The following is an 18749-nucleotide window of genomic DNA, read 5'->3' as shown; positions in this document are numbered from 1 at the left end:
GATCACCGGATTCCACCGTTTTTGAAAATAATCATGGCATTGCGCAGGAGAAGAACTCATGTTGAGCCGCACCGCAGATCACTTATTCTGGATGGCACGTTATACCGAACGTGCTGAAAATACCGCCCGCATGCTAGATGTCAACGTACAGACATCGATGCTGCCTCAATCCGCTGAAGATGCGGAACAAGGCTGGCGCGCCATGCTTGGCATCTCAGAACTACAAAGCGCATTTGATCATAAGTATGGCTTGCTGAATGCAAAAGACGTGCTCGATTTCATGGTACGCGATCCGGACAATCCATCATCCATCGCCGCCTGCCTGACCGAAGCCCGCGAAAACGCACGTGCCGTGCGGGGCACGCTGACAACCGAAGTATGGGAAACCCAGAACGCTACCTGGCTCGATATGCAGGAGCGACTGAGTAGCGGCTTGCTTGACACTGATCCGAGTCAATTTTTTGAGTGGGTCAAATACCGGTCGCATTTATCACGCGGCGTGACGCTGGGCACGATGCTCAAAGATGAGGCGGTGCATTTCATTAGGCTAGGTACTTTCCTGGAGCGCGCCGATAATACTGCCCGGATTCTGGATGTAAAATTCCACGCGGCAAAAGACATCAACAGTACCGACGAAGCCGTACAACGTGATTTTTATTACTGGGCTGCGTTATTACGCTCAGTATCGGGCTTTGAAATTTACCGCAAAGTGTATCGTGACGTTATCACACCAGAGCGCGTGGCCGAACTCCTGATGCTGCGTGGCGATATGCCAAGATCCTTACTCGCCTGCATGGATGAAGTCGTCCATAACCTTCAGGAAGTACGCAATGATGTGTCCTCAGACACAGAGCGCTTCGCAGGCAAACTGCACGCAGAATTACAGTTCGGTCGTATCGAAGATATTCTGGCAGCAGGCTTGCACGATACGCTGACGGAGTTTTTGGAACGCATCTTTGCACTGGGCAACCGCGTCAGCCGCGACTTCCTGGTACCACTTGCCGCATGATGAATCAACTGACAATAGCAACATACTCCCGCTCAGTATTTTTATATCACCTAGTATAGATGAGCGGATTCAACCTATTTTAATGAAAAAGGGTGGGAGTATATAAATTATGCAACTATCAATACGGCACGAAACCACATATCGCTACACGACTCCGCTGGCATATACCATCCAGCAATTGCGCCTGACGCCACGCGTAGAATCGCAACAGCGCAGCCTGTCATGGCAAATCGAAACAACCGGCAGTCGCCACGCCTACACCGATGCCTATGGCAATCTCTCGCACATGCTCACTATCAATGGCCAGCTGGAAACGCTGAGCATCGTCGCACAAGGTGTGGTGGAAACGGTCTTTCCTTATCAAGGCAGGTTGAACTTAATTGAAACCTTATCGCCGTGGATCTTCACGGTGCCAACACCGCTTACAGAGCCGACGCCGAGCATCATCGCCTTTTCAGCCAACTGCCTGCCAGCCAGGCCCGAACAAACCCAGACCAAGCATCTCATGAAAATGGCTGAGCACATCTTTGGTGCGGTAGCGTATCGAAGTGGTGCAACCCTCGTCACAACCACGGCAAATGATGCCCTAATGCTAGGACTGGGCGTATGTCAGGATCACGCCCACCTTTTCCTTGCCTGCTGCCATGCGCATGGGATTCCGGCACGCTATGTCAGCGGCTACATTGATCCGGGCTCGACCGATCATGCTGCCAGTCATGCCTGGGTTGATGTCTGGGTAGAAGACAGCGACTTCTCCGGCTGGGTCAGCATCGATGTCACGCATGCGCGACTGATGACCGATGCCTATTGCCGCTTGGCGATTGGTCGCGACTACGATTCCGCCGCCCCTATTCGCGGCGTCAGGCGCGGTGGCGGCGACGAAATTCTGGATGTCAAAGTACAGGTGGTACCGATTTATGAAAACTAGGATCGGCTAGCGCCCCGTAGCTACGAGGCGTAAATTACTTAAATAATTTAGCCTTAGGGTAAAATAAGACTTTTATAAAAGACTCTTGCAACAATGACATATTGTGTTGGCATGCGCCTCGATGCGGGGCTGGTTTTTCTCTCCGACTCCCGTACCAATGCGGGCGTTGATCAGGTCGGCACTTTCAGAAAAATGAGCGTGTTTGAAAATCCTGGTGACCGTATGATGGTCCTGATGACCGCCGGAAATCTTTCTATTTCACAATCGATTCGCCAACTCGTCTCTGAGCATGTATGCGCTGATGGCAGCACAATCTGGAATGCACCGAATATGTATGAGGCTGCCCGCATTCTCGGTGAGGCCGTGCGTACAGTGCATAAACGAGATGCCGCCTCTTTGTCGGAATTCGGTATCGACTTCAATGTCAGTATTATTTTCGGTGGCCAGATCAAAGGTGAGCGTTGCCGCCTGTTCCAAATTTATGCCGCTGGCAATTTTATAGAATCGCATAACGAAAATACCTATTTCCAAATTGGTGAAGCCAAGTATGGCAAGCCGATTATTGACCGCGTAGTTACGACAGCGACACCGTTAGATGAAGCGGCAAAGTGTGCGCTGATTTCTATGGATTCAACCTTAAAATCCAATGTATCCGTAGGCCTGCCACTGGACTTGCTGGTGTATGAAAATAATAGTCTGGCAGTTACCCGCTTTGTAACGATAGACGAAAAAAATCAATACTTCCAGATGATACGCAGTACCTGGGGACGTCAGTTAAAGAGCGTGTTTGAAGGTATCGATGACCCGGTATGGGACGCGGCACCCGATGCGACCAGCAATGTCCTGTCATCGACAAACATGAACAGCAAACCTGTCCGCGTAGCGATACCAAGTCATGTCAGTGCAACAGGCATGGATAAAGCTCCTCTGCAAAGTCTGGCTCAGCAATTCAATAGCAAGCAACAATGATTTTCTAAGACTCATTGTGCAGGCAGACAATCATCAAAAAAAGGCACAAGATTCGTGCCTTTTTTTCTTCTTGAGCGGCACGAAAAAATCAGTCGTCAAGATTAACCCTAAGCTTAGCCGCTAGGTACGCCAGGCGCAGTCCACCGCATGATCCTGCACCATGCCAATTCCCTGCATATATGCATAAATAATCGTCGACCCGACAAACTTGAATCCACGCTTGCTCAGGTCTTTCGAGATCTGGTCTGACAATGTAGTTTTAATAATCCGGTCGCCATTATTGCGAATCGGCTTGCCATTTATATGCCCCCATAAATAAGCATCTAATCCTCCAAGTTCGTCACATAAACGCAAATATGCCTGCGCATTAGTGATCGCCGCCGCAACCTTAAGCCGGTTCCGCACGATGCCTGGATTGGCTAATAACTGCGCAACTTTCTCCGCATCATATACCGCGATTTTCTTTGCATCCCAATGATCAAAAGCGATGCGATAATTTTCACGCTTGTTGAGTATCGTCTCCCAGCTCAAGCCCGCCTGCGCACCTTCAAGATTAAGCATCTCAAACAAACGCAACTCATCATGACAAGGCACACCCCACTCATGATCATGGTAATGAAGATAAAGAGGATTCGATGGATTGGCCCAGGAGCAGCGTTGCGTAGACATGGTATTTTTCATTTAAAAACATGATGAGACAGGCATTCTCACACAGAATCTGACGATCTTAAAACATCACTACTCGCCCCAGTAGTTTTTTGATTATCCATGTTAGCTCCCCCAAAAAAAGCAGGCGATACCTGCGCTTTTAAAAATAACATTCCAAGAAAAACTCAAGACCTGGGCAATATCTCATGCAGCTCGTAACTCATCAAAGCAAGGAAGGCGACCAAGCCCAGATACAGCGCGCCATAGTTGATCCGTGTGTTCGTCGGAACCTGATAATAATCCGCAGGCAAACCCTCAGGTGCTTCTTTGGAGAATGCTTGCTTTAACTGCGGATACGCCAGAATCGCAATCAAAATCAGCATAGGACTTGGATTGTAGAAAAATAAGGCAATCAGCAAAGGAATACCTGCCAGCCATACTTTGGGAGAAATGATGGCGGTGATACGACCACCATCCAGTGGCGAAATCGGGATGAGATTAAACAAGTTAATCATAAATCCCGAGTAGGCTAACGCTAACATCAAGTTGCTTTCATAATTTCTACCCAGCCAATAACATGCTAACGCTCCCATACTTCCGGCGATCGGTCCGGCAAATCCGATATACGCTTCTGTCTCTACATCATGTGGCAATTCTTTAAGCTGTATCCAGGCACCGACAAAGGGGATAAACGTCGGTGCACCAACATCTAGTCCCCGCTGACGAGCTGCGATGAAATGTCCCATTTCATGTATAAAAATGAGTAAAACAAAACCCACTGCATAACGCCACCCAAAAATCCATGAGTAAACAATCATAGAGATGAGCATCGTGCCGCCCGTCGTCAGCAACTTACCCAGCTTGCCAACAGCGAATAACCACGTCAACAACTTAACCATCCTGAAATCCTCTAATCAGTTTTTGTTTTAGATGTGCAGTGATCGTACCTGCACCTACACTCACGCTTGCCCTGTATCGCCATCCTTCTTTTTACCAAACAGCTTGGCGATCCCGGCGCCGGCCGCGGCAAGGCCTACTAAAAGTAATTTTTTAAAAGCCAGTAACATCGCAAAAATTTTACCGAAAAACCCTAATTTGGCAGCGACCCCGCCAGCCACCAGAGCGGCTAAGCCGTACTCGGCAACCTTATCACTTTTCGCATCAAAATCAGCATAACGATTGCCGTCTGCGAACTCAGTAAAAGCAACGACGTTTTGCATTTCTTTTTTCACTTCCGTGATTTGCTCCATACCTGCCACGGCATTCAACACCAGCACGCCCTTGCGGCCAAGAACACGGATGTTGTAGTTCAAGGAATTTTCTCCGGCCTTGCTGCCAGCGAACTCTTTCGCCCAATAAAATTTGTGACTCGTTTTGTCATAGCTCGGCTTCTCCGCCCAGCCCACCAGTGTCATAGGAAAATAACCCGCTTTTTTACGCTCTTCATTCGCGGCGACATTTGCCTCCTTCATATCCTTGAGCAAGTCATCATAGTTAATACTGTCCGCATCGTCATCCTTGACATGGCCATCTTCATCATAGGTCACAACCACGCCCCAACTCGCTGGACTGAGCGGACTGACATTAGCAGGAAAAATCATACCCAAGGTTTTTGCGCCCGGCGGATTGCCCCAGGCATCGACCAATACTTTTTCCGTATCTTCAGGGGACAAATAACGAAACGATGGTGATAAATTCAGATTCGCAATGCCGTTTGGCACCGTGATTTTGCCCTGCTGGAATTTCAACGACGCCACGAATTCTTCTGCTGTCATTTTCTTTTCTGGCGCATCGGCAGCTTGTATCGCCGGCGTCAACAGCATTGAAAAAGCAACGGTAATGATCATCCCTAATTTTTTAAACATGGTTTCCCTTTGTGGTTTTATGATTTTGCTGGCAGTTGATCTGCGCTCATTGAAATAAGCGGACGATATTATCAAATTAACCACATCAATAGTGCTTTTGATGGAAATATATTTGCTAAATTCTGTAAGCTTGTGAGCTTATTGCAGACTAATTAGTCATACATATGGCTGAGGCCATTCTTCCCTCTTCAATTTATTTCCTGCTTCATACAACACCGAAGTCAAACAGACACGAGGCCACATCATGAACCGACGACACTTCATCCACAGCCTGGCGATCTCAGGCTTATCCATCGTAAGCACTGGCATCATGGCGCAAAACAGCAAAGAGCCGGCCCGATATACGATGCAGGGAACCGATATGAATGGTAAAAAATTCGATCTGAATGAATTATCCGGCCAGACTGTGCTTGTGAGTTTTTTCACTGGCGGATGTAATCTTTGTACCCGCGACTTGAAATTAATGCGCGAATTTTATGTCGGCAATTCAAGACGAAAATTCGTCTTGCTCGCCGTGAATATTGATCAGGATAAAAAAGATTTCGATACCTATAACCAGTTCGTTTCACTGGCGATTCCGAAAGAACAACGCTTCCCCACCATATGGCGAAATGCACCTGGCCACAAAGACAATTTCGGCAGCATCGTCCGCGAACCTACCCATTTTGTATTGAACCAAAAAAGCGAATTAGTGTTTAAACGCGAAGGTACTTTTCAACCAGACGACTGGGACAATCTCTGGCTCTCTCTGAGTTAACTTTTCCCAAAAAAATATGCGCAAAGTAGTGCCGCATTCTTCTGGTACTCTATGTATCGGCCACCTATTTTCTGCGTATTTTCTTGCTTATTTCGTTACTCAATTCGGTGTACTTACGTCTAGGGGATAATATGAATCGAAGAGATTTCATTCAGTTGACGAGCATTGCTGGCTTGATGATATCGTCACCACTCGTATCAGGACAGTCAAAAGCTGAACCGCTTAAATACACGCTGCATGGTACAGATATCACGGGAAAGATACTCGACCTTAAGGATTTTTCAGGTCGTACGATATTGGTCAGTTTCTTTACCTTCGATTGCGAGCTCTGTAGCCATGATCTGAAATTAATGCGAGAATTTTACGTCAGTAATTCGAAGAAAAAATTCGTACTGCTGGGCGTCAATATCGATCAAAACAAAAAAGACCTGGACGAATACAACGACATCACCACGCATGCCTATCCCAAAGATCAGCGTTTTCCTACCGTATGGCGTAATGCATCCGGCCACAAAGATAATTTCGGTAGCATCGTGACACAACCAACTCACTTCGTTCTGAACCCACAACACCAGCTAGTATTTAAACGTGAAGGTACGTTTCAGCCCGGCGACTGGGATAAGCTCTGGCTGTCATTGGAATAAGCTGAGAAATCACGCCGCTAGCACTGGCAGCGACCACAACAAAGTTCAATCTGCATTCAGTCAGAGTTCGTCAAGGCGAGTACGTAACAGTGCCGCTCGCTCGGTGAAAGCATGGACAGCCTCTGCGTCCATTTTCTCTAACTGACGGTACACCATGCCAATACGCGGATTGTTTGCCAGACGGTCTGCATTACGATAAAAGAAGTCCCAGTACAGCGCGTTATAGGGGCAAGCCCGTTCGCCGAGACGGGCTTTTTTATCGTAATGACAGCCCTTGCAATAATCACTCATTCTGTCGATGTAAGCAGCACTTGATACATAAGGTTTGGTTGCCAGAAGTCCGCCATCGGCAAATTGACTCATGCCGAGAGTGTTCGGCATCTCCACCCACTCAAACGCATCGATATAGACGCCGAGATACCAGCAATGCACCGCATGCGGATCCAGTCCGGCTAACAGCGCAAAATTACCAATCACCATCAATCGCTGTATATGATGAGCATGCGCCTGTTCCAGGGATTGCCCTATTGCATGAGAAAGGCAACGCATCTTGGTCCGCCCAGTCCAGAACCAGGCGGGCAAGGCAGTTGAGTGACCGAACACATTATGCTGACCGTAATCCGGCATATTCGTCCAATACACACCGCGCACGTATTCACGCCATCCCAGAATTTGCCGTATAAATCCCTCCACCGCCGCCAGCGATGCATGCCCCCTTTGATATGCCGCTTCTGCTTTGCCGATGACTTCATGCGGGTTCAGCATTTTGACATTCAATGCGAACGATAATAGTGAGTGGAATAAGCGCCAGGCATTGCTGCTCATTGCGTCCTGAAAATCACCAAAATGTGGCAACGCATGGTCGATAAAAGCATCAAGTTGTTGTAATGCTTCAGTACGGTTCAGAGCCCATGCCAGTTGATCTGCCCGAGGATTGCCAAAACTTTTTACACCAGCAGCAACAATCGTATTCCACAGAGCAGAATGATCGTGAAAACGACGTTGATCGACAGGCTCCGCCGGCGTGCCGCGCCAAGGCTTGCGATTGTCATGATCATAGTTCCATTGACCACCGGCTGGCTTCTTCGCATCTTCCATCAGGATCTGATGTTTGACTCGCATTTGCCGGTAAAAATACTCCATCAACCATTGACGACGGCCGGTGAAAATATCCGCGGCTTCCGAGCGTGTTGTATAGAAATGTTCGCTATCAACCATCACCCAGGCGACTGGCGAACGTCGTCCATGTTCATATAATTGCTGATCAAGCCGCCATTCATCGGGCGCCTGATATTCAAAACTGATCGCCTGATAATGCGTAATAAGATGATCAATATTGGCGGGTAATGATTGCAGATTAGTGGCATCATCAATCGTCAGATAATGCACACGGTGTCCCTGCTCTTTTAACTGGCGCGCCATATCGCGCATGGCTGCAAAGATGGCCAGAATTTTTTGTGCGTGATGTAAAACATAGTCGGTTTCCTGACGTACCTCCATGAAGACATACACAATATCGTCCGCTGTTTCGGAGAACCAGCGATGCCGGAGATTCAGTTGATCGCCAAGGATTAATCGTAATATTGTCATAGAGATGCCAGGTATGCTGAGGGAGATGCGCGAACACAATGTCAACGCACTGTTGAAACTGATTGAAACTGATTGAAACTGATTGAAACTGGTTAATACTGTTAGAGAGAAATCATAGGCTCAGCCAGCGCCGGCGATAACTGCCATCCGCATCATGATCCCGTGTTTGCTTTTGCGGGTTAAAACGTCGCCCGTTACGCGGATCCGTACCCCGCCCAGAAATATATAACCAGTTGCCTTGATTGCTGTAGACGTCATAGTCAACCAATTGCGACTCAAACCAGGCCGCTCCAGCCCGCCAGTCGCAAGCGAGATCATGGATCAGGTAGCTGGCAACAACTTGCCGCAACCGGTTCGACAAATAACCTGTCATGGCTAATTCGCGCATTCCGGCATCTACTAATTCCTCGCCCGTTTCTCCTTTGCACCAGCGTGCAAAGGCCTCGTCATCATGAGGTGGCGCAGGCAACTCCGATAAGCCGCGAGCAGCATATAAACGCCGTCCGTATTTGAGATGAAGAAAACGGAAATAATCCCGCCACAACAGTTCGAACCATATCCAATAACTGCCTTCATTGGCGCCCTGCTCCTGCTCAAAGGTTTTCAACTCTGCATAAATGGATCGGGCGGACAGCGCACCTGAGGCCAGCCATGGTGAGAACTTGGTGGAGTAATCCGTGCCCGTCAAGCCATTGCGGGTGAGTTTGTAGGTATGCGGCAGTTTTCTCGCGAGATACCGACGCAGATGCGCATTCGCTGCGCTCGCGCCGCCCAAAAATTCTGTCTTATTGTAAGGAAATGAGGAGCGGTCATCTCCAATGTGACTGGCGCAAACAGTAATGGATGTGGCCCGACGTTGCTCAATCAGAGCCATCTGTTCAGGCAAGGCCGGCACAGATAGCGGTACGCCCAGCGGACGTGGCGGCTTCATACCATCGGCCTCAATCGCCGTGCGGAACTGCGTGAATATGTCAGGCAGTTCCTGCTCAGCAAATGGCAGATCGTCAGGATCCAGCAAACTCGATTGCCAGCTCGCGATCACTTGCACGCCCTCATGCCGCAAGGTGTGTAGCGCTGCCTCTTCTTCGGGTGCTGCAATCGCCTCACAGAAAACGGCTGCTGCATCATATTTACGAATTAAGTCCGGCAAAACCTGGCGAGCTTCACCATGAAGCTCTAGCAAGGTGCTGCCATAAGATTGCAGATGCGTATGGAGGTCATCTAAGTTCGCGGATAAAAATTGTTGCCGGTGTATTCCCATCCGATCAAAACCCCAGATCGTTTTTTCCGATACATCAGGGTTATGACAAAAAACCGGAATCAATCTGTCCGCCCGGCTGCAAGCACTTAAAAATGCCGCATTATCCGCAAGGCGCAAATCGTTACGGAACCAGTAAATTAATGTGGTCATGTGGTACTCCGGCTATCGCGACGGCAGCGTTCTGAGCAATATTTGACGTCATCCCATACTTTTTCCCATTTCTTGCGCCAGCTAAACGGTCGCTGGCATTGCGTGCAGGTTTTGCAAGGCAAATCGGATTTTTTACGCATTTTCATTCAGAACTCCCAGCTCAGTTGCGGTGATTTTTTCGTACTGGTTTGTTTGCGCTTTGAGTGAGGCTGGCTTTTTTTCCTTGACCCATGTTTTTCAACAATCGCTGCTTTCGCCGACTTCACCGCAGGCTGGCCTCGCAGAGCAAAGAGACGCGCCTTGGCTGCTCTTGTCGCCTGCTCCAGGTCCACCACTGGCATAGGAATATCCTCGCCAACCGTAATACCACAGTTCGCCTGCATCTCGGGGGGCATACGCCAGGGCTCAAACAACCAGGAGTCAGGGACGCGGCGCATGGCTGGCAACCAATGACGGACAAAACGTCCTTGCGGATCATGGTCCATCGCCTGCTTGATTGGATTGTAAATACGCGGGATATTAATGCCCGTCGTACCCGATTGCATTTGCATCTGACTCCAGTGTATACCCGGCTCATAGTCCAGAAATTGACGCGCCAGCCAATGGCCTACCGGCCGCCAGTCTAGCCATAAAGGATAAGCAGCCACTGACACGAGCATGGCGCGCATACGAAAATTCAGCCAGCCAGTTTCACGCAACATGACGACACACGCGTCAACCAGTGGCCAGCCCGTACGTGCTGTGGTTAAGGCAGCGAAATGATCTGGGTTCCAGTCATGCTCACGCAGACCGTCGTAGCCGCGATGCAGGTTGCGGTATTCCAGTTCTGGCTCGCTCTCTAATTTTTGGATGAAATGACAGTGCCAATATAAACGACTGATGAATGCGCTCAATCCTTGTTTTTGACGCGATGCTGTGACCGGCAGTTGCGCACTCTGCTTCAGGGTTGCCTGTACGATTTCGCGCAAACTCAAACAACCATACGCAAGATAAGGAGATAAGCGGGAACAGGCGGTCGGGGCGGATAAAGGCGACGAAATACCGCCGCGATACTGATTGCTGCGATCACTCAAAAAACTCTCCAGCACCGCGACACCGGCAGCGCGTCCGCCTGATTGACGACGAGGCGGGTCGATTAACTGCAATCCCAGCTCCAGAGGTGCCGGAGGGCGCTGCTGATCAAGCGGAAAGGTGACGAAGCTCTCACTGTTTAACAGCGGGACTGGCAGACAGGGTTGCTGTACATGCGCATCCCAATGCGTATGCCAGGCATTGCGGCTGGCAAGCCGTCGTACGACACCAAATTGGGGAAACTCTTGCCAGGTGACTTGCTGTTGACGACACCAACGTCCGAGTGCCAGATCGCGCTGGTAAGTAAGTGCATTACCAGTTTCTTCATGGGAGTAGATCGAATGAAAAGGCAAAGCAGCATACAACTGCTGGAACACTTTGGGGACATCCCCCGTCAGCACATGCAACTGGCCGCCTGACTGACGTAGCGCGGTGTACAACTCGCGCAAACTTTCCAGCACAAATTGATAATGTTGATTCGCCGCATCCGCATGACCCCATATTCTTGGCTCGATCACGTAGATGCACAACACCTGCCCATGAGCGGCGGCCGTGTGAAGCGCGAGGTGATCATGTATACGCAGATCACGTTTAAACCAAACGATGCTGTAACTCATGCTTTGCATTATACAAATGCGAGGCAGCAGGATTTTTGCTGTATCAGTGACGAACCTGAGAGAAGCGGGTCAAGAGAGGGACGGGAGCGTAATAAGATGATGCCGGATGTAACAGCACGAACCAGGTTACGCCGAAACAGGCAAAGGCTAACAGCAATAAAAAAAGCGCATGATGCACATGCGCTTTTTTATGGGATAAAACGGATAAAACGATTGTTCTTGGTTTATCTCAGATGACAATCGTCTGATGCTCGTCACCTTCACGTGCACGGATAGTACCGATACGTGCCACAGTTTCGCCTGCGGCTATCAGTTGCGCCATCGCAGCATCCGCGTTTTCTTTCGACACGATCACGACCATGCCGATACCGCAATTGAATACACGGTGCATTTCTGCATCGGCAACACCGCCATGCTGTTGCAACCAGGTAAACAAAGGTGGCAATTCCCATGTGCTGCTGTCTAATACGGCAGTCAAGGTGTCACCCAGTACACGCGGTACATTTTCTACCAGGCCGCCACCGGTGATATGCGCCATGCCTTTAACTTCCATGCTCGCCATCAATGCCAGTAAAGGTTTTACATAAATACGAGTAGGCGCCATCAGTGCATCCGCCAGACTGCGTCCGTGGAAATCGGCATTCAGGTCCGGATTGGCAACGTCAATAATCTTACGTACCAGAGAGAAACCGTTTGAGTGGATACCAGAAGAGGCCAGACCGAGGATCACGTCACCCGGAGCGATCTTGGTACCATCAATGATGTTGGATTTTTCTACAGCACCGACCGCGAAACCGGCAAGGTCGTATTCACCATCCGGGTACATCGACGGCATCTCCGCTGTTTCGCCGCCGATCAGGGCACAGCCTGCCTGTTCGCAACCAAAGGCGATGCCTTTGATTACATCAGTCGCAACGGCAACATCGAGTTTGCCGCAGGCGAAATAATCGAGGAAGAACAAAGGTTCAGCACCTTGTACCAGAATATCGTTGACGCTCATGGCGACCAGATCAATGCCAACAGTGTCATGGCGATTCAGGTGAAAAGCGAGCTTTAGCTTGGTACCGACGCCGTCAGTACCAGAAACCAGAACAGGTTCCTTATATTTTTTACTGATTTCAAACATGGCACCAAAACCGCCGATGCCAGCCATGACGCCTTCGCGCATTGTGCGTTTAGCAAAAGGCTTAATCGCGTCGACTAGCGCATCGCCAGCGACCATATCGACGCCAGCGTCACGGTAAGAGAGGGAAACATTGCTTGGTGTGCTCATGATATTCGTCAATAGGGGCTTGAGGCGGTAAAATAGGAGGCTTGCCGTTGAATCCTGCAAATTTCAACGGCAAAACCGCTATTTTAACAAAACGCTCGCTCCGCTCCTAGTTTTTAGGGGCTTTAATTCATACCAGGCCAGATACTTGCCTGAATTGTTACCTGAGAGCGAAGACAACATTGCCACTCTGGCACTGTAAAATTTGCTAAGAATTTTTGACCTGACGCTACCTAGCCAGCCTATGCCATTTTCTTTTACTGCCGAGCAAAAACAGACCGCCCTGTGGCTGCTGATCGGATGCGCGCTCCTTTTGCTGGTATCGATGCTGGGACCGATTCTGATGCCGTTCATCGTTGCGGGCATCATGGCGTACATCCTTAACCCTTGGGTGGATCGTCTGTGCGCCTTACGAGTCAAGCAATTCCGGCTGCCGCGAGCACTGGCGGCAAGCCTTTTAATTGTTTTGGCAGTTTTGCTGATGTTGACCATGCTGCTGATCATGACGCCGATTTTGCAAAAACAAATTCCTCAGTTACAAGATCAGATTCCACGTTTTTTTGACAAAGCCAATGACTTGCTGGGTCCAACGCTGAGTGATCTGGGAATCAAGGTCCGCTTAGATAGCGCCGGTATCAAAACCATGCTGACCAAGCAACTCGCTACCAGTGGTGATGTTATCGGCAAGGCTGTTCTGTCATCAATACGGGTGGGCGGTACAGCGGTCATCGGAATGGTGGCGAACCTGCTGTTAATTCCTATCGTCTTGTTTTATCTGTTAATGGACTGGCATCCGTTGATGAACAGACTGGAACAGTTCATCCCGCGTCGCTGGGTCGGCGGTGTGAAATCAGGCGCCATCGAAGTCGACAGTATTCTGGCGCAGTATCTGCGCGGACAAATCATGGTCATGATCGTTCTCGCGATCTACTACTCAGGCGGACTGGCGCTAGCGGGTTTTGATCTGGCGCTACCGGTTGGCATCATCACGGGATTGTTGGTTTTCATTCCTTATCTGGGCTTTGGACTCGGTCTGGTGCTGGCTTTGATTGGTGCGGTACTTCAGTTCGACGGTCTGCATGGTCTGGTTGCTGTCGCGGTGGTCTATAGCATTGGTCAGATACTGGAAGGATTTTTCCTGACACCTCGGCTAGTCGGGGAACGTATAGGCCTGCATCCGCTGACGGTGATTTTTGCCTTGATGGCATTTGGTCAGCTGTTTGGTTTTATCGGTATTCTGGTCGCACTACCTGCCTCGGCAATTCTCGCCGTGGCGGTCAAACATTTGCGTGTTTCTTATTTTAATAGCTCTCTTTATCGTCAACCATGAGGCAATTACTGCTTGATCTGGATGCGGAAAAACTGCCATCCCTAGATACCTTTGTGGTCGGACAAAATGCGGAACTCGCCCAATTGCTGAGTCTGTTTTCCCATCGCACGCCAAGTCAATATGGCGAACGTTTTGTCTACTTGTGGGGCGAAGCAGGTGCGGGTAAAACACATCTGCTGCATGCCCTGGCTACCAGCGGGCAAGCGCGTTATATCAGTGCCGACGCACCCGGCAGCGCCTTTGATCACACTCCAGAAATTAGTTTATATTTGCTCGATGATTGCGAAAATCTGCCGCCTCAATCCCAGATCGACGCCTTTAACCTGTTCAATGAAACCCGCGCCCATGGTGGTTTTCTGGTTGCCGCCGGCAATCATCCACCTATGATCCTGAATGTCAGGGATGATTTACGTACCCGCCTCGGCTGGGGCCTGATCTATCAGGTTGTGGGATTGACGGATGAGGATAAAATAGACGCGCTGGAGCGCTCGGCGCATGCGCGTGGCATGAGCATCTCAAGTGGCGTGTTACCCTACCTGATTACGCATTACCAGCGCGATATGCGCTCACTGACCTCCATGCTTGATCAACTCGATCACTACTCGCTGGAAACCAAGCGGGCGATCACCTTACCTTTACTGCGCGAGCTGCTGCAACAGCAACAAGCCTATACCAATTAATGCCTACCAACGACTCACAGCCCTTGCCATCCGCCATCATGCGTAACATCGCTTTATTCGATCTTGACCACACTCTGCTTCCTATCGATTCAGATTATGAATGGGGCCAGTTTTTAGCACGTACCGGTGCTGTTGATGCCAACGTGTTTGCACGGCGTAACGCAGAATTTTTTGCACAATATCAAGCCGGCACTCTGGATCCGGTTGAATATCTGGAATTTGCACTTGGCACCCTGGCACAATTTCCCAGTCATCAACTTGATGCAATGCATCAGCAGTTTATGCATGAGGTGATTCATCCAGCGCTATTGCCAGCGGCCAGAGATTTGTTGCAGCAACACCAGGATCAGCAAGACCTGATCGCCATCATCACGGCGACCAATCGCTTTGTGACAGCACCGATCGCCAAAGCTCTTGGTGTAGAACATCTGATCGCCGCCGAACCGGAACTGGACAGCCATGGAAAAATTACCGGCAAACTGCTGGGCATCCCTACCTCCGGTCAAGGCAAAGTCACCCATCTGCACCAATGGCTAGCGTCTCAGGGCAAGCAGCTCAGCGATTTTCCGCAGAGTTATTTTTACAGCGATTCACAAAACGATATTCCTTTATTGTCGATTGTGAGTCATCCTGTCGCCACGAATCCTAATAACAAACTACGTGCCCACGCCGAACAACTCGGCTGGCCGATTATTCATTTATTTGACGCGCAATGATCAAGAAATTTATCCGCAAAATGCTGGGTGTCAAAAACCCGCCAGAACCCGCAGGAACGAAGCGCAAACCCACTGTGCTCAGTGCCAAAGAACACGGCATCAATCCTGAATTGCTGTCATCGAATGCCGTTCGGGTCACGCAGACTCTGCAGGAAAACGGCTTTAAAGCCTTTGTCGTAGGCGGTGCAGTGCGGGATCTGCTGCTAGGTGTCAAACCCAAAGATTTTGATATAGCGACGAACGCCACGCCGGAACAAGTCAAGCGTCTGTTTCGCCGCGCCTTCATCATCGGCAGACGCTTTCAGATTGTGCATGTCATGTTTGGTCAGGATTTGCTGGAGGTCACCACTTTCCGCGGTGCGGCGACTGACGGCGCACCCAAGGATGAACATGGTCGCGTGCTGCGCGATAACACCTTCGGTGAGCAGCATGAAGATGCCGCCCGACGCGACTTCACAATCAATGCGATGTACTACGATCCCGCTACGCAAACGGTGCTGGATTATCACGGTGGGATTGCGGACATCCGTAAAAAAATGTTGCGTATCATCGGCGTGCCTGAGGCACGTTACCGCGAAGATCCGGTACGTATGCTGCGCGTCGTGCGCTTTGCTGCAAAACTGCAATTCAGCATCGACGAAGCAACGCGCGCGCCTATTCCTGTCATGGCACCTCTGATCAATAATGTACCAGTCGCCCGTGTATTTGATGAGATGCTCAAGCTGCTGATGAGCGGGCACGCAATGGCATGCCTGCAGCAGCTCCGCAAAGCCGGTCTGCACCATGGCTTAATGCCTTTACTCGACGTCGTACTGGAGCAACCGCTGGGTGAAAAGTTCGTTACTCTTGCATTGGCCAACACAGATGAGCGGGTACGACAAGGCAAACCCGTTTCACCAGGCTTCCTGTTCGCCTCTTTGCTATGGCATCAGGTTCTGGAGAAATGGGAAGCCTATAAAGCCGCAGGCGAGATGGCGATTCCCGCACTGCATCTGGCTGCTGACGACGTGCTGAATAAGCAGACCGATAGCCTGGCCTTGCAACGCAAAATAGGATCGGACATGCGCGATATCTGGGCGATGCAACCGCGCTTTGAAAAACGTATCGGTAAGTCTCCTTACAAATTGCTGGAGCATCCGCGTCTGCGTGCTGGTTATGATTTCCTGTTACTACGCTGCGCCTCTGGTGAAATTGATGCGGAGATCGGTGAATGGTGGACGGCCTTCATGGAAGGTGACGGCAGCGAGCGTGAGCATTTGCTGACGATCAAACCTAAGGACGCCGCGGGAGAAGTAAAAAAACGCCGCCCGCGCCGCCGCGCACCACGCAAAGCGGCTGCTGCCGAATAAATGGTGACGACAATCCAGGCATGTATTGGCATAGGCGCGAATCTCGGCGATGCACGAGGCACCGTCGAGCAGGCAATTATTCGGCTAGCGGCATTGCCCGCCTCGTGTTTACTGGCACAGTCAGGCCTGTATCTGAGCACCCCGATTGAATCCTCTGGCGACGATTACATCAATGCCGTCGTGCAGATCAGCACCAGCCTGTCTGCTCATGAATTGCTCAAGGCATTGCAAGAAATCGAATTGGCGTTCGGACGTGAACGCCCCTACCGGAATGCGCCGCGCACGCTTGATCTGGATTTACTATTGTACGGATCGGAACAGATTGATCACGAAAATCTGACCGTGCCGCATCCCAGAATGACTGAACGGGCTTTTGTCTTGCTGCCCTTATTACAAGTGAATCCCGACGCGGAGATCCCCGGTAAAGGCACGGCACGTGATTTTATAGAACTGGTCAGGGGTCAGGGCATCCAACTTCTAGGGTAATTTACTTATACTCCCCACCAGTACCATTAATTTTCAGATGAATCCGCAATATTGATGTGCGTGATAGAGCAGCAAAGAGAGATACTCCCATGCAAATACCTGTCATCCTGCAAACCACCGGCCTGTTGATTTTATCCAATGTGTTCATGACCGTGGCGTGGTACGGGCATTTAAAAAGTCTGTCCAGCAAAGCCTGGTGGGCCGCCGCGCTGATCAGCTGGGGCATCGCTCTGTTTGAATACCTGCTGCAAGTGCCTGCTAACCGTATCGGCTATACGCAATACAGTCTGGCGCAATTAAAAATCTTGCAAGAAGCGCTGACACTGATCGTTTTTGTGCCTTTTGCTATGCTGTATATGGGACAGCCGTTTAAGCTCGACTATGTATGGGCTGGCTTATGTTTAATCGGTGCAGTGTATTTTATTTTCAGAAGCTGACACTCAGTATGAAGAATCAATATATCAATACTATTCTGGAGAATTATCTTGGCTGAATATTTACAAGATCGCAAAGCGGTCAGCATCCCGGGCTTGATCGCGCAACGCCAGCAAGGCGAAAAAATCACAATGCTGACTTGCTATGACGCCAGTTTTGCGGCTTTGATGGATCGCTGCGGTGTTGAGATGTTGCTGATCGGTGATTCCCTTGGCATGGTATGCCAGGGACACAACTCAACGTTGCCGGTCACCGTGCAGGATATTGCCTATCACACGGCAAGTGTGTGCCGCGGCAATAAGAGTGCGCTGGTCGTCGCAGACATGCCATTCGGCAGCTATGCCACACCAGAATCTGCCTTCAACAATGCCGTGCAACTGATACAAGCAGGCGCGCAAATGGTCAAACTCGAAGGTGGCGCCTGGCTGGCACCGACGATTAAATTTTTAACGGAACGGGCCGTGCCTGTCTGTGCACATCTGGGCCTGACACCGCAATCCGTGCATCAGCTTGGCGGCTACAAAGTACAGGGCAAAACCACTGCTGCAGCAGATTTACTCAAAGCAGATGCGCTGAGCTTGCAGGCGGCGGGCGCCAGCGCGCTGGTGCTCGAAGCGATTCCCGCAGCCCTGGGTAAAGAAGTCACCGATTTACTGGCAATACCGACGATCGGCATAGGCGCAGGCCCGGACTGTGCCGGACAAGTCCTGGTCATGCATGATTTGCTGGGTGTATTCCCTGGACGCAAAGCGCGTTTTGTGAAAAATTTTATGGATGGACAAACAACGATTGATGCCGCTGTTCAAGCGTATGTGGCGGCGGTCAAGGACAAGTCCTTCCCTGCTCCTGAGCATTGCTTCTAAGCGCGCATGGTGACCGGTGCGCTTACTCACCAGCGATCGCATTCTGTGGCGAATCATCTGGCTATCACTTCTGGCTATCACTAAATATTGGTTCAGGCCTTAGGGTCTGTC

At 50.2% G+C, this 18749-nt stretch carries 20 protein-coding genes; 12 read left to right on the top strand and 8 right to left on the bottom strand.

The window, feature by feature from the left end; genetic code table 11:
• The first annotated feature begins 58 nt into the window (after nucleotides 1-58).
• From ACO0K3_RS13160 to ACO0K3_RS13150, 3 genes are all read left to right on the top strand, one after another.
• A complete protein-coding gene (locus tag ACO0K3_RS13160) occupies nucleotides 59-1009 on the top strand; it encodes an alpha-E domain-containing protein (protein WP_422985265.1) in 951 nt (316 codons plus the stop codon).
• 109 nt (nucleotides 1010-1118) lie between these two features.
• The gene (locus tag ACO0K3_RS13155) at nucleotides 1119-1937 is read left to right on the top strand and encodes a transglutaminase family protein (RefSeq protein WP_422985263.1); all 819 of its coding nucleotides are present in this window, start codon (nucleotides 1119-1121) and stop codon (nucleotides 1935-1937) included.
• A gap of 93 nt (nucleotides 1938-2030) precedes the next feature.
• Entirely contained in the window at nucleotides 2031-2906 is an 876-nt protein-coding gene (locus tag ACO0K3_RS13150) for a peptidase (protein ID WP_422957592.1), read from the top strand.
• Nucleotides 2907-3026: 120 nt separating this feature from the next.
• Here the strand turns inward: ACO0K3_RS13150 and ACO0K3_RS13145 are convergent, their stop codons facing one another.
• The 3 genes from ACO0K3_RS13145 to ACO0K3_RS13135 all read right to left on the bottom strand — a co-directional run bounded on the left by ACO0K3_RS13145 (nucleotide 3027) and on the right by ACO0K3_RS13135 (nucleotide 5419).
• On the bottom strand, nucleotides 3027-3575 hold the full coding sequence (locus ACO0K3_RS13145; protein ID WP_422985261.1) for a DNA-3-methyladenine glycosylase I: 549 nt from the start codon (nucleotides 3573-3575) through the stop codon (nucleotides 3027-3029).
• A 164-nt stretch (nucleotides 3576-3739) separates the two neighbouring features.
• Nucleotides 3740-4453, bottom strand: a complete 714-nt coding sequence (locus ACO0K3_RS13140; protein WP_422985259.1) for a site-2 protease family protein — start codon at nucleotides 4451-4453, stop codon at nucleotides 3740-3742.
• 60 nt (nucleotides 4454-4513) lie between these two features.
• Nucleotides 4514-5419 carry a DUF2167 domain-containing protein gene (locus ACO0K3_RS13135; RefSeq protein ID WP_422985257.1) on the bottom strand — a complete coding sequence of 302 codons (906 nt, stop codon included), beginning with the start codon at nucleotides 5417-5419 and terminating at the stop codon, nucleotides 4514-4516.
• 244 nt (nucleotides 5420-5663) lie between these two features.
• On the opposite strand from ACO0K3_RS13135, the gene ACO0K3_RS13130 reads away from it, so the two are divergent.
• A complete protein-coding gene (locus ACO0K3_RS13130) occupies nucleotides 5664-6176 on the top strand; it encodes a peroxiredoxin family protein (RefSeq protein ID WP_422985255.1) in 513 nt (170 codons plus the stop codon).
• 131 nt (nucleotides 6177-6307) lie between these two features.
• Entirely contained in the window at nucleotides 6308-6820 is a 513-nt protein-coding gene (locus ACO0K3_RS13125) for a TlpA family protein disulfide reductase (protein ID WP_422985253.1), read from the top strand.
• Between the two features lie 60 nt (nucleotides 6821-6880).
• Here ACO0K3_RS13125 and ACO0K3_RS13120 read toward each other — a convergent pair whose 3' ends face one another.
• From ACO0K3_RS13120 to purM, 5 genes are all read right to left on the bottom strand, one after another.
• Nucleotides 6881-8410, bottom strand: coding sequence for a cryptochrome/photolyase family protein (locus ACO0K3_RS13120; RefSeq protein ID WP_422985251.1), 1530 nt, complete (start codon nucleotides 8408-8410; stop codon nucleotides 6881-6883).
• A 112-nt stretch (nucleotides 8411-8522) separates the two neighbouring features.
• The gene (locus tag ACO0K3_RS13115) at nucleotides 8523-9821 is read right to left on the bottom strand and encodes a DASH family cryptochrome (protein WP_422985249.1); all 1299 of its coding nucleotides are present in this window, start codon (nucleotides 9819-9821) and stop codon (nucleotides 8523-8525) included.
• The gene (locus ACO0K3_RS13110; protein ID WP_422960822.1) at nucleotides 9818-9961 is read right to left on the bottom strand and encodes a DUF2256 domain-containing protein; all 144 of its coding nucleotides are present in this window, start codon (nucleotides 9959-9961) and stop codon (nucleotides 9818-9820) included. The genes ACO0K3_RS13115 and ACO0K3_RS13110 overlap by 4 nt, the downstream gene beginning before the upstream one ends.
• Nucleotides 9962-9967: 6 nt before the next feature.
• On the bottom strand, nucleotides 9968-11509 hold the full coding sequence (locus ACO0K3_RS13105; protein ID WP_422985247.1) for an FAD-binding domain-containing protein: 1542 nt from the start codon (nucleotides 11507-11509) through the stop codon (nucleotides 9968-9970).
• Between the two features lie 229 nt (nucleotides 11510-11738).
• Nucleotides 11739-12782, bottom strand: coding sequence for a phosphoribosylformylglycinamidine cyclo-ligase (gene purM, locus ACO0K3_RS13100; protein ID WP_422985245.1), 1044 nt, complete (start codon nucleotides 12780-12782; stop codon nucleotides 11739-11741).
• 241 nt (nucleotides 12783-13023) lie between these two features.
• Between purM and ACO0K3_RS13095 the strand changes: the two genes are divergently transcribed.
• From ACO0K3_RS13095 to panB, 7 genes are all read left to right on the top strand, one after another.
• The gene (locus tag ACO0K3_RS13095; RefSeq protein WP_422985243.1) at nucleotides 13024-14109 is read left to right on the top strand and encodes an AI-2E family transporter; all 1086 of its coding nucleotides are present in this window, start codon (nucleotides 13024-13026) and stop codon (nucleotides 14107-14109) included.
• Complete coding sequence (gene hda / locus ACO0K3_RS13090; protein ID WP_422957605.1) at nucleotides 14106-14789, top strand: DnaA regulatory inactivator Hda; 684 nt, start codon at nucleotides 14106-14108, stop codon at nucleotides 14787-14789. The genes ACO0K3_RS13095 and hda overlap by 4 nt, the downstream gene beginning before the upstream one ends.
• A 38-nt stretch (nucleotides 14790-14827) precedes the next feature.
• Nucleotides 14828-15505, top strand: a complete 678-nt coding sequence (locus tag ACO0K3_RS13085; RefSeq protein WP_422985529.1) for an HAD family hydrolase — start codon at nucleotides 14828-14830, stop codon at nucleotides 15503-15505.
• Nucleotides 15502-16854 (top strand): polynucleotide adenylyltransferase PcnB, encoded by a 1353-nt coding sequence (gene pcnB / locus ACO0K3_RS13080; protein ID WP_422985241.1) that lies wholly within the window; start codon nucleotides 15502-15504, stop codon nucleotides 16852-16854. Before ACO0K3_RS13085 ends, pcnB begins: the two co-directional genes overlap by 4 nt.
• Nucleotides 16855-17340, top strand: a complete 486-nt coding sequence (folK, locus tag ACO0K3_RS13075) for a 2-amino-4-hydroxy-6-hydroxymethyldihydropteridine diphosphokinase (RefSeq protein ID WP_422985239.1) — start codon at nucleotides 16855-16857, stop codon at nucleotides 17338-17340.
• 89 nt (nucleotides 17341-17429) lie between these two features.
• Nucleotides 17430-17777 carry a DMT family protein gene (locus ACO0K3_RS13070; RefSeq protein ID WP_422985237.1) on the top strand — a complete coding sequence of 116 codons (348 nt, stop codon included), beginning with the start codon at nucleotides 17430-17432 and terminating at the stop codon, nucleotides 17775-17777.
• Nucleotides 17778-17825: 48 nt separating this feature from the next.
• Nucleotides 17826-18638, top strand: a complete 813-nt coding sequence (panB, locus tag ACO0K3_RS13065; protein WP_422985235.1) for a 3-methyl-2-oxobutanoate hydroxymethyltransferase — start codon at nucleotides 17826-17828, stop codon at nucleotides 18636-18638.
• The last annotated feature ends 111 nt before the right edge of the window (nucleotides 18639-18749 follow it).

This window comes from Undibacterium sp. Rencai35W, from assembly GCF_049340185.1.
Taxonomy (GTDB): Bacteria; Pseudomonadota; Gammaproteobacteria; order Burkholderiales; family Burkholderiaceae_D; genus Undibacterium.
The sequence above is the reverse complement of the archived record's forward strand: the minus strand, read 5'-3'. Positions and strand labels throughout refer to the sequence as shown.

Excerpts from the sequence above, each read along its gene's own strand:
- ACO0K3_RS13160 (WP_422985265.1), top strand. The coding sequence starts at position 59 with ATGTTGAGCCGCACCGCAGATCACTTATTCTGGATGGCACGTTATACC.
- ACO0K3_RS13155 (WP_422985263.1), top strand. The coding sequence starts at position 1,119 with ATGCAACTATCAATACGGCACGAAACCACATATCGCTACACGACTCCG.
- ACO0K3_RS13150 (WP_422957592.1), top strand. The coding sequence starts at position 2,031 with ATGACATATTGTGTTGGCATGCGCCTCGATGCGGGGCTGGTTTTTCTC.
- ACO0K3_RS13145 (WP_422985261.1), bottom strand. The coding sequence starts at position 3,575 with ATGTCTACGCAACGCTGCTCCTGGGCCAATCCATCGAATCCTCTTTAT.
- ACO0K3_RS13140 (WP_422985259.1), bottom strand. The coding sequence starts at position 4,453 with ATGGTTAAGTTGTTGACGTGGTTATTCGCTGTTGGCAAGCTGGGTAAG.
- ACO0K3_RS13135 (WP_422985257.1), bottom strand. The coding sequence starts at position 5,419 with ATGTTTAAAAAATTAGGGATGATCATTACCGTTGCTTTTTCAATGCTG.
- ACO0K3_RS13130 (WP_422985255.1), top strand. The coding sequence starts at position 5,664 with ATGAACCGACGACACTTCATCCACAGCCTGGCGATCTCAGGCTTATCC.
- ACO0K3_RS13125 (WP_422985253.1), top strand. The coding sequence starts at position 6,308 with ATGAATCGAAGAGATTTCATTCAGTTGACGAGCATTGCTGGCTTGATG.
- ACO0K3_RS13120 (WP_422985251.1), bottom strand. The coding sequence starts at position 8,410 with ATGACAATATTACGATTAATCCTTGGCGATCAACTGAATCTCCGGCAT.
- ACO0K3_RS13115 (WP_422985249.1), bottom strand. The coding sequence starts at position 9,821 with ATGACCACATTAATTTACTGGTTCCGTAACGATTTGCGCCTTGCGGAT.
- ACO0K3_RS13110 (WP_422960822.1), bottom strand. The coding sequence starts at position 9,961 with ATGCGTAAAAAATCCGATTTGCCTTGCAAAACCTGCACGCAATGCCAG.
- ACO0K3_RS13105 (WP_422985247.1), bottom strand. The coding sequence starts at position 11,509 with ATGAGTTACAGCATCGTTTGGTTTAAACGTGATCTGCGTATACATGAT.
- purM (WP_422985245.1), bottom strand. The coding sequence starts at position 12,782 with ATGAGCACACCAAGCAATGTTTCCCTCTCTTACCGTGACGCTGGCGTC.
- ACO0K3_RS13095 (WP_422985243.1), top strand. The coding sequence starts at position 13,024 with ATGCCATTTTCTTTTACTGCCGAGCAAAAACAGACCGCCCTGTGGCTG.
- hda (WP_422957605.1), top strand. The coding sequence starts at position 14,106 with ATGAGGCAATTACTGCTTGATCTGGATGCGGAAAAACTGCCATCCCTA.
- ACO0K3_RS13085 (WP_422985529.1), top strand. The coding sequence starts at position 14,828 with ATGCGTAACATCGCTTTATTCGATCTTGACCACACTCTGCTTCCTATC.
- pcnB (WP_422985241.1), top strand. The coding sequence starts at position 15,502 with ATGATCAAGAAATTTATCCGCAAAATGCTGGGTGTCAAAAACCCGCCA.
- folK (WP_422985239.1), top strand. The coding sequence starts at position 16,855 with ATGGTGACGACAATCCAGGCATGTATTGGCATAGGCGCGAATCTCGGC.
- ACO0K3_RS13070 (WP_422985237.1), top strand. The coding sequence starts at position 17,430 with ATGCAAATACCTGTCATCCTGCAAACCACCGGCCTGTTGATTTTATCC.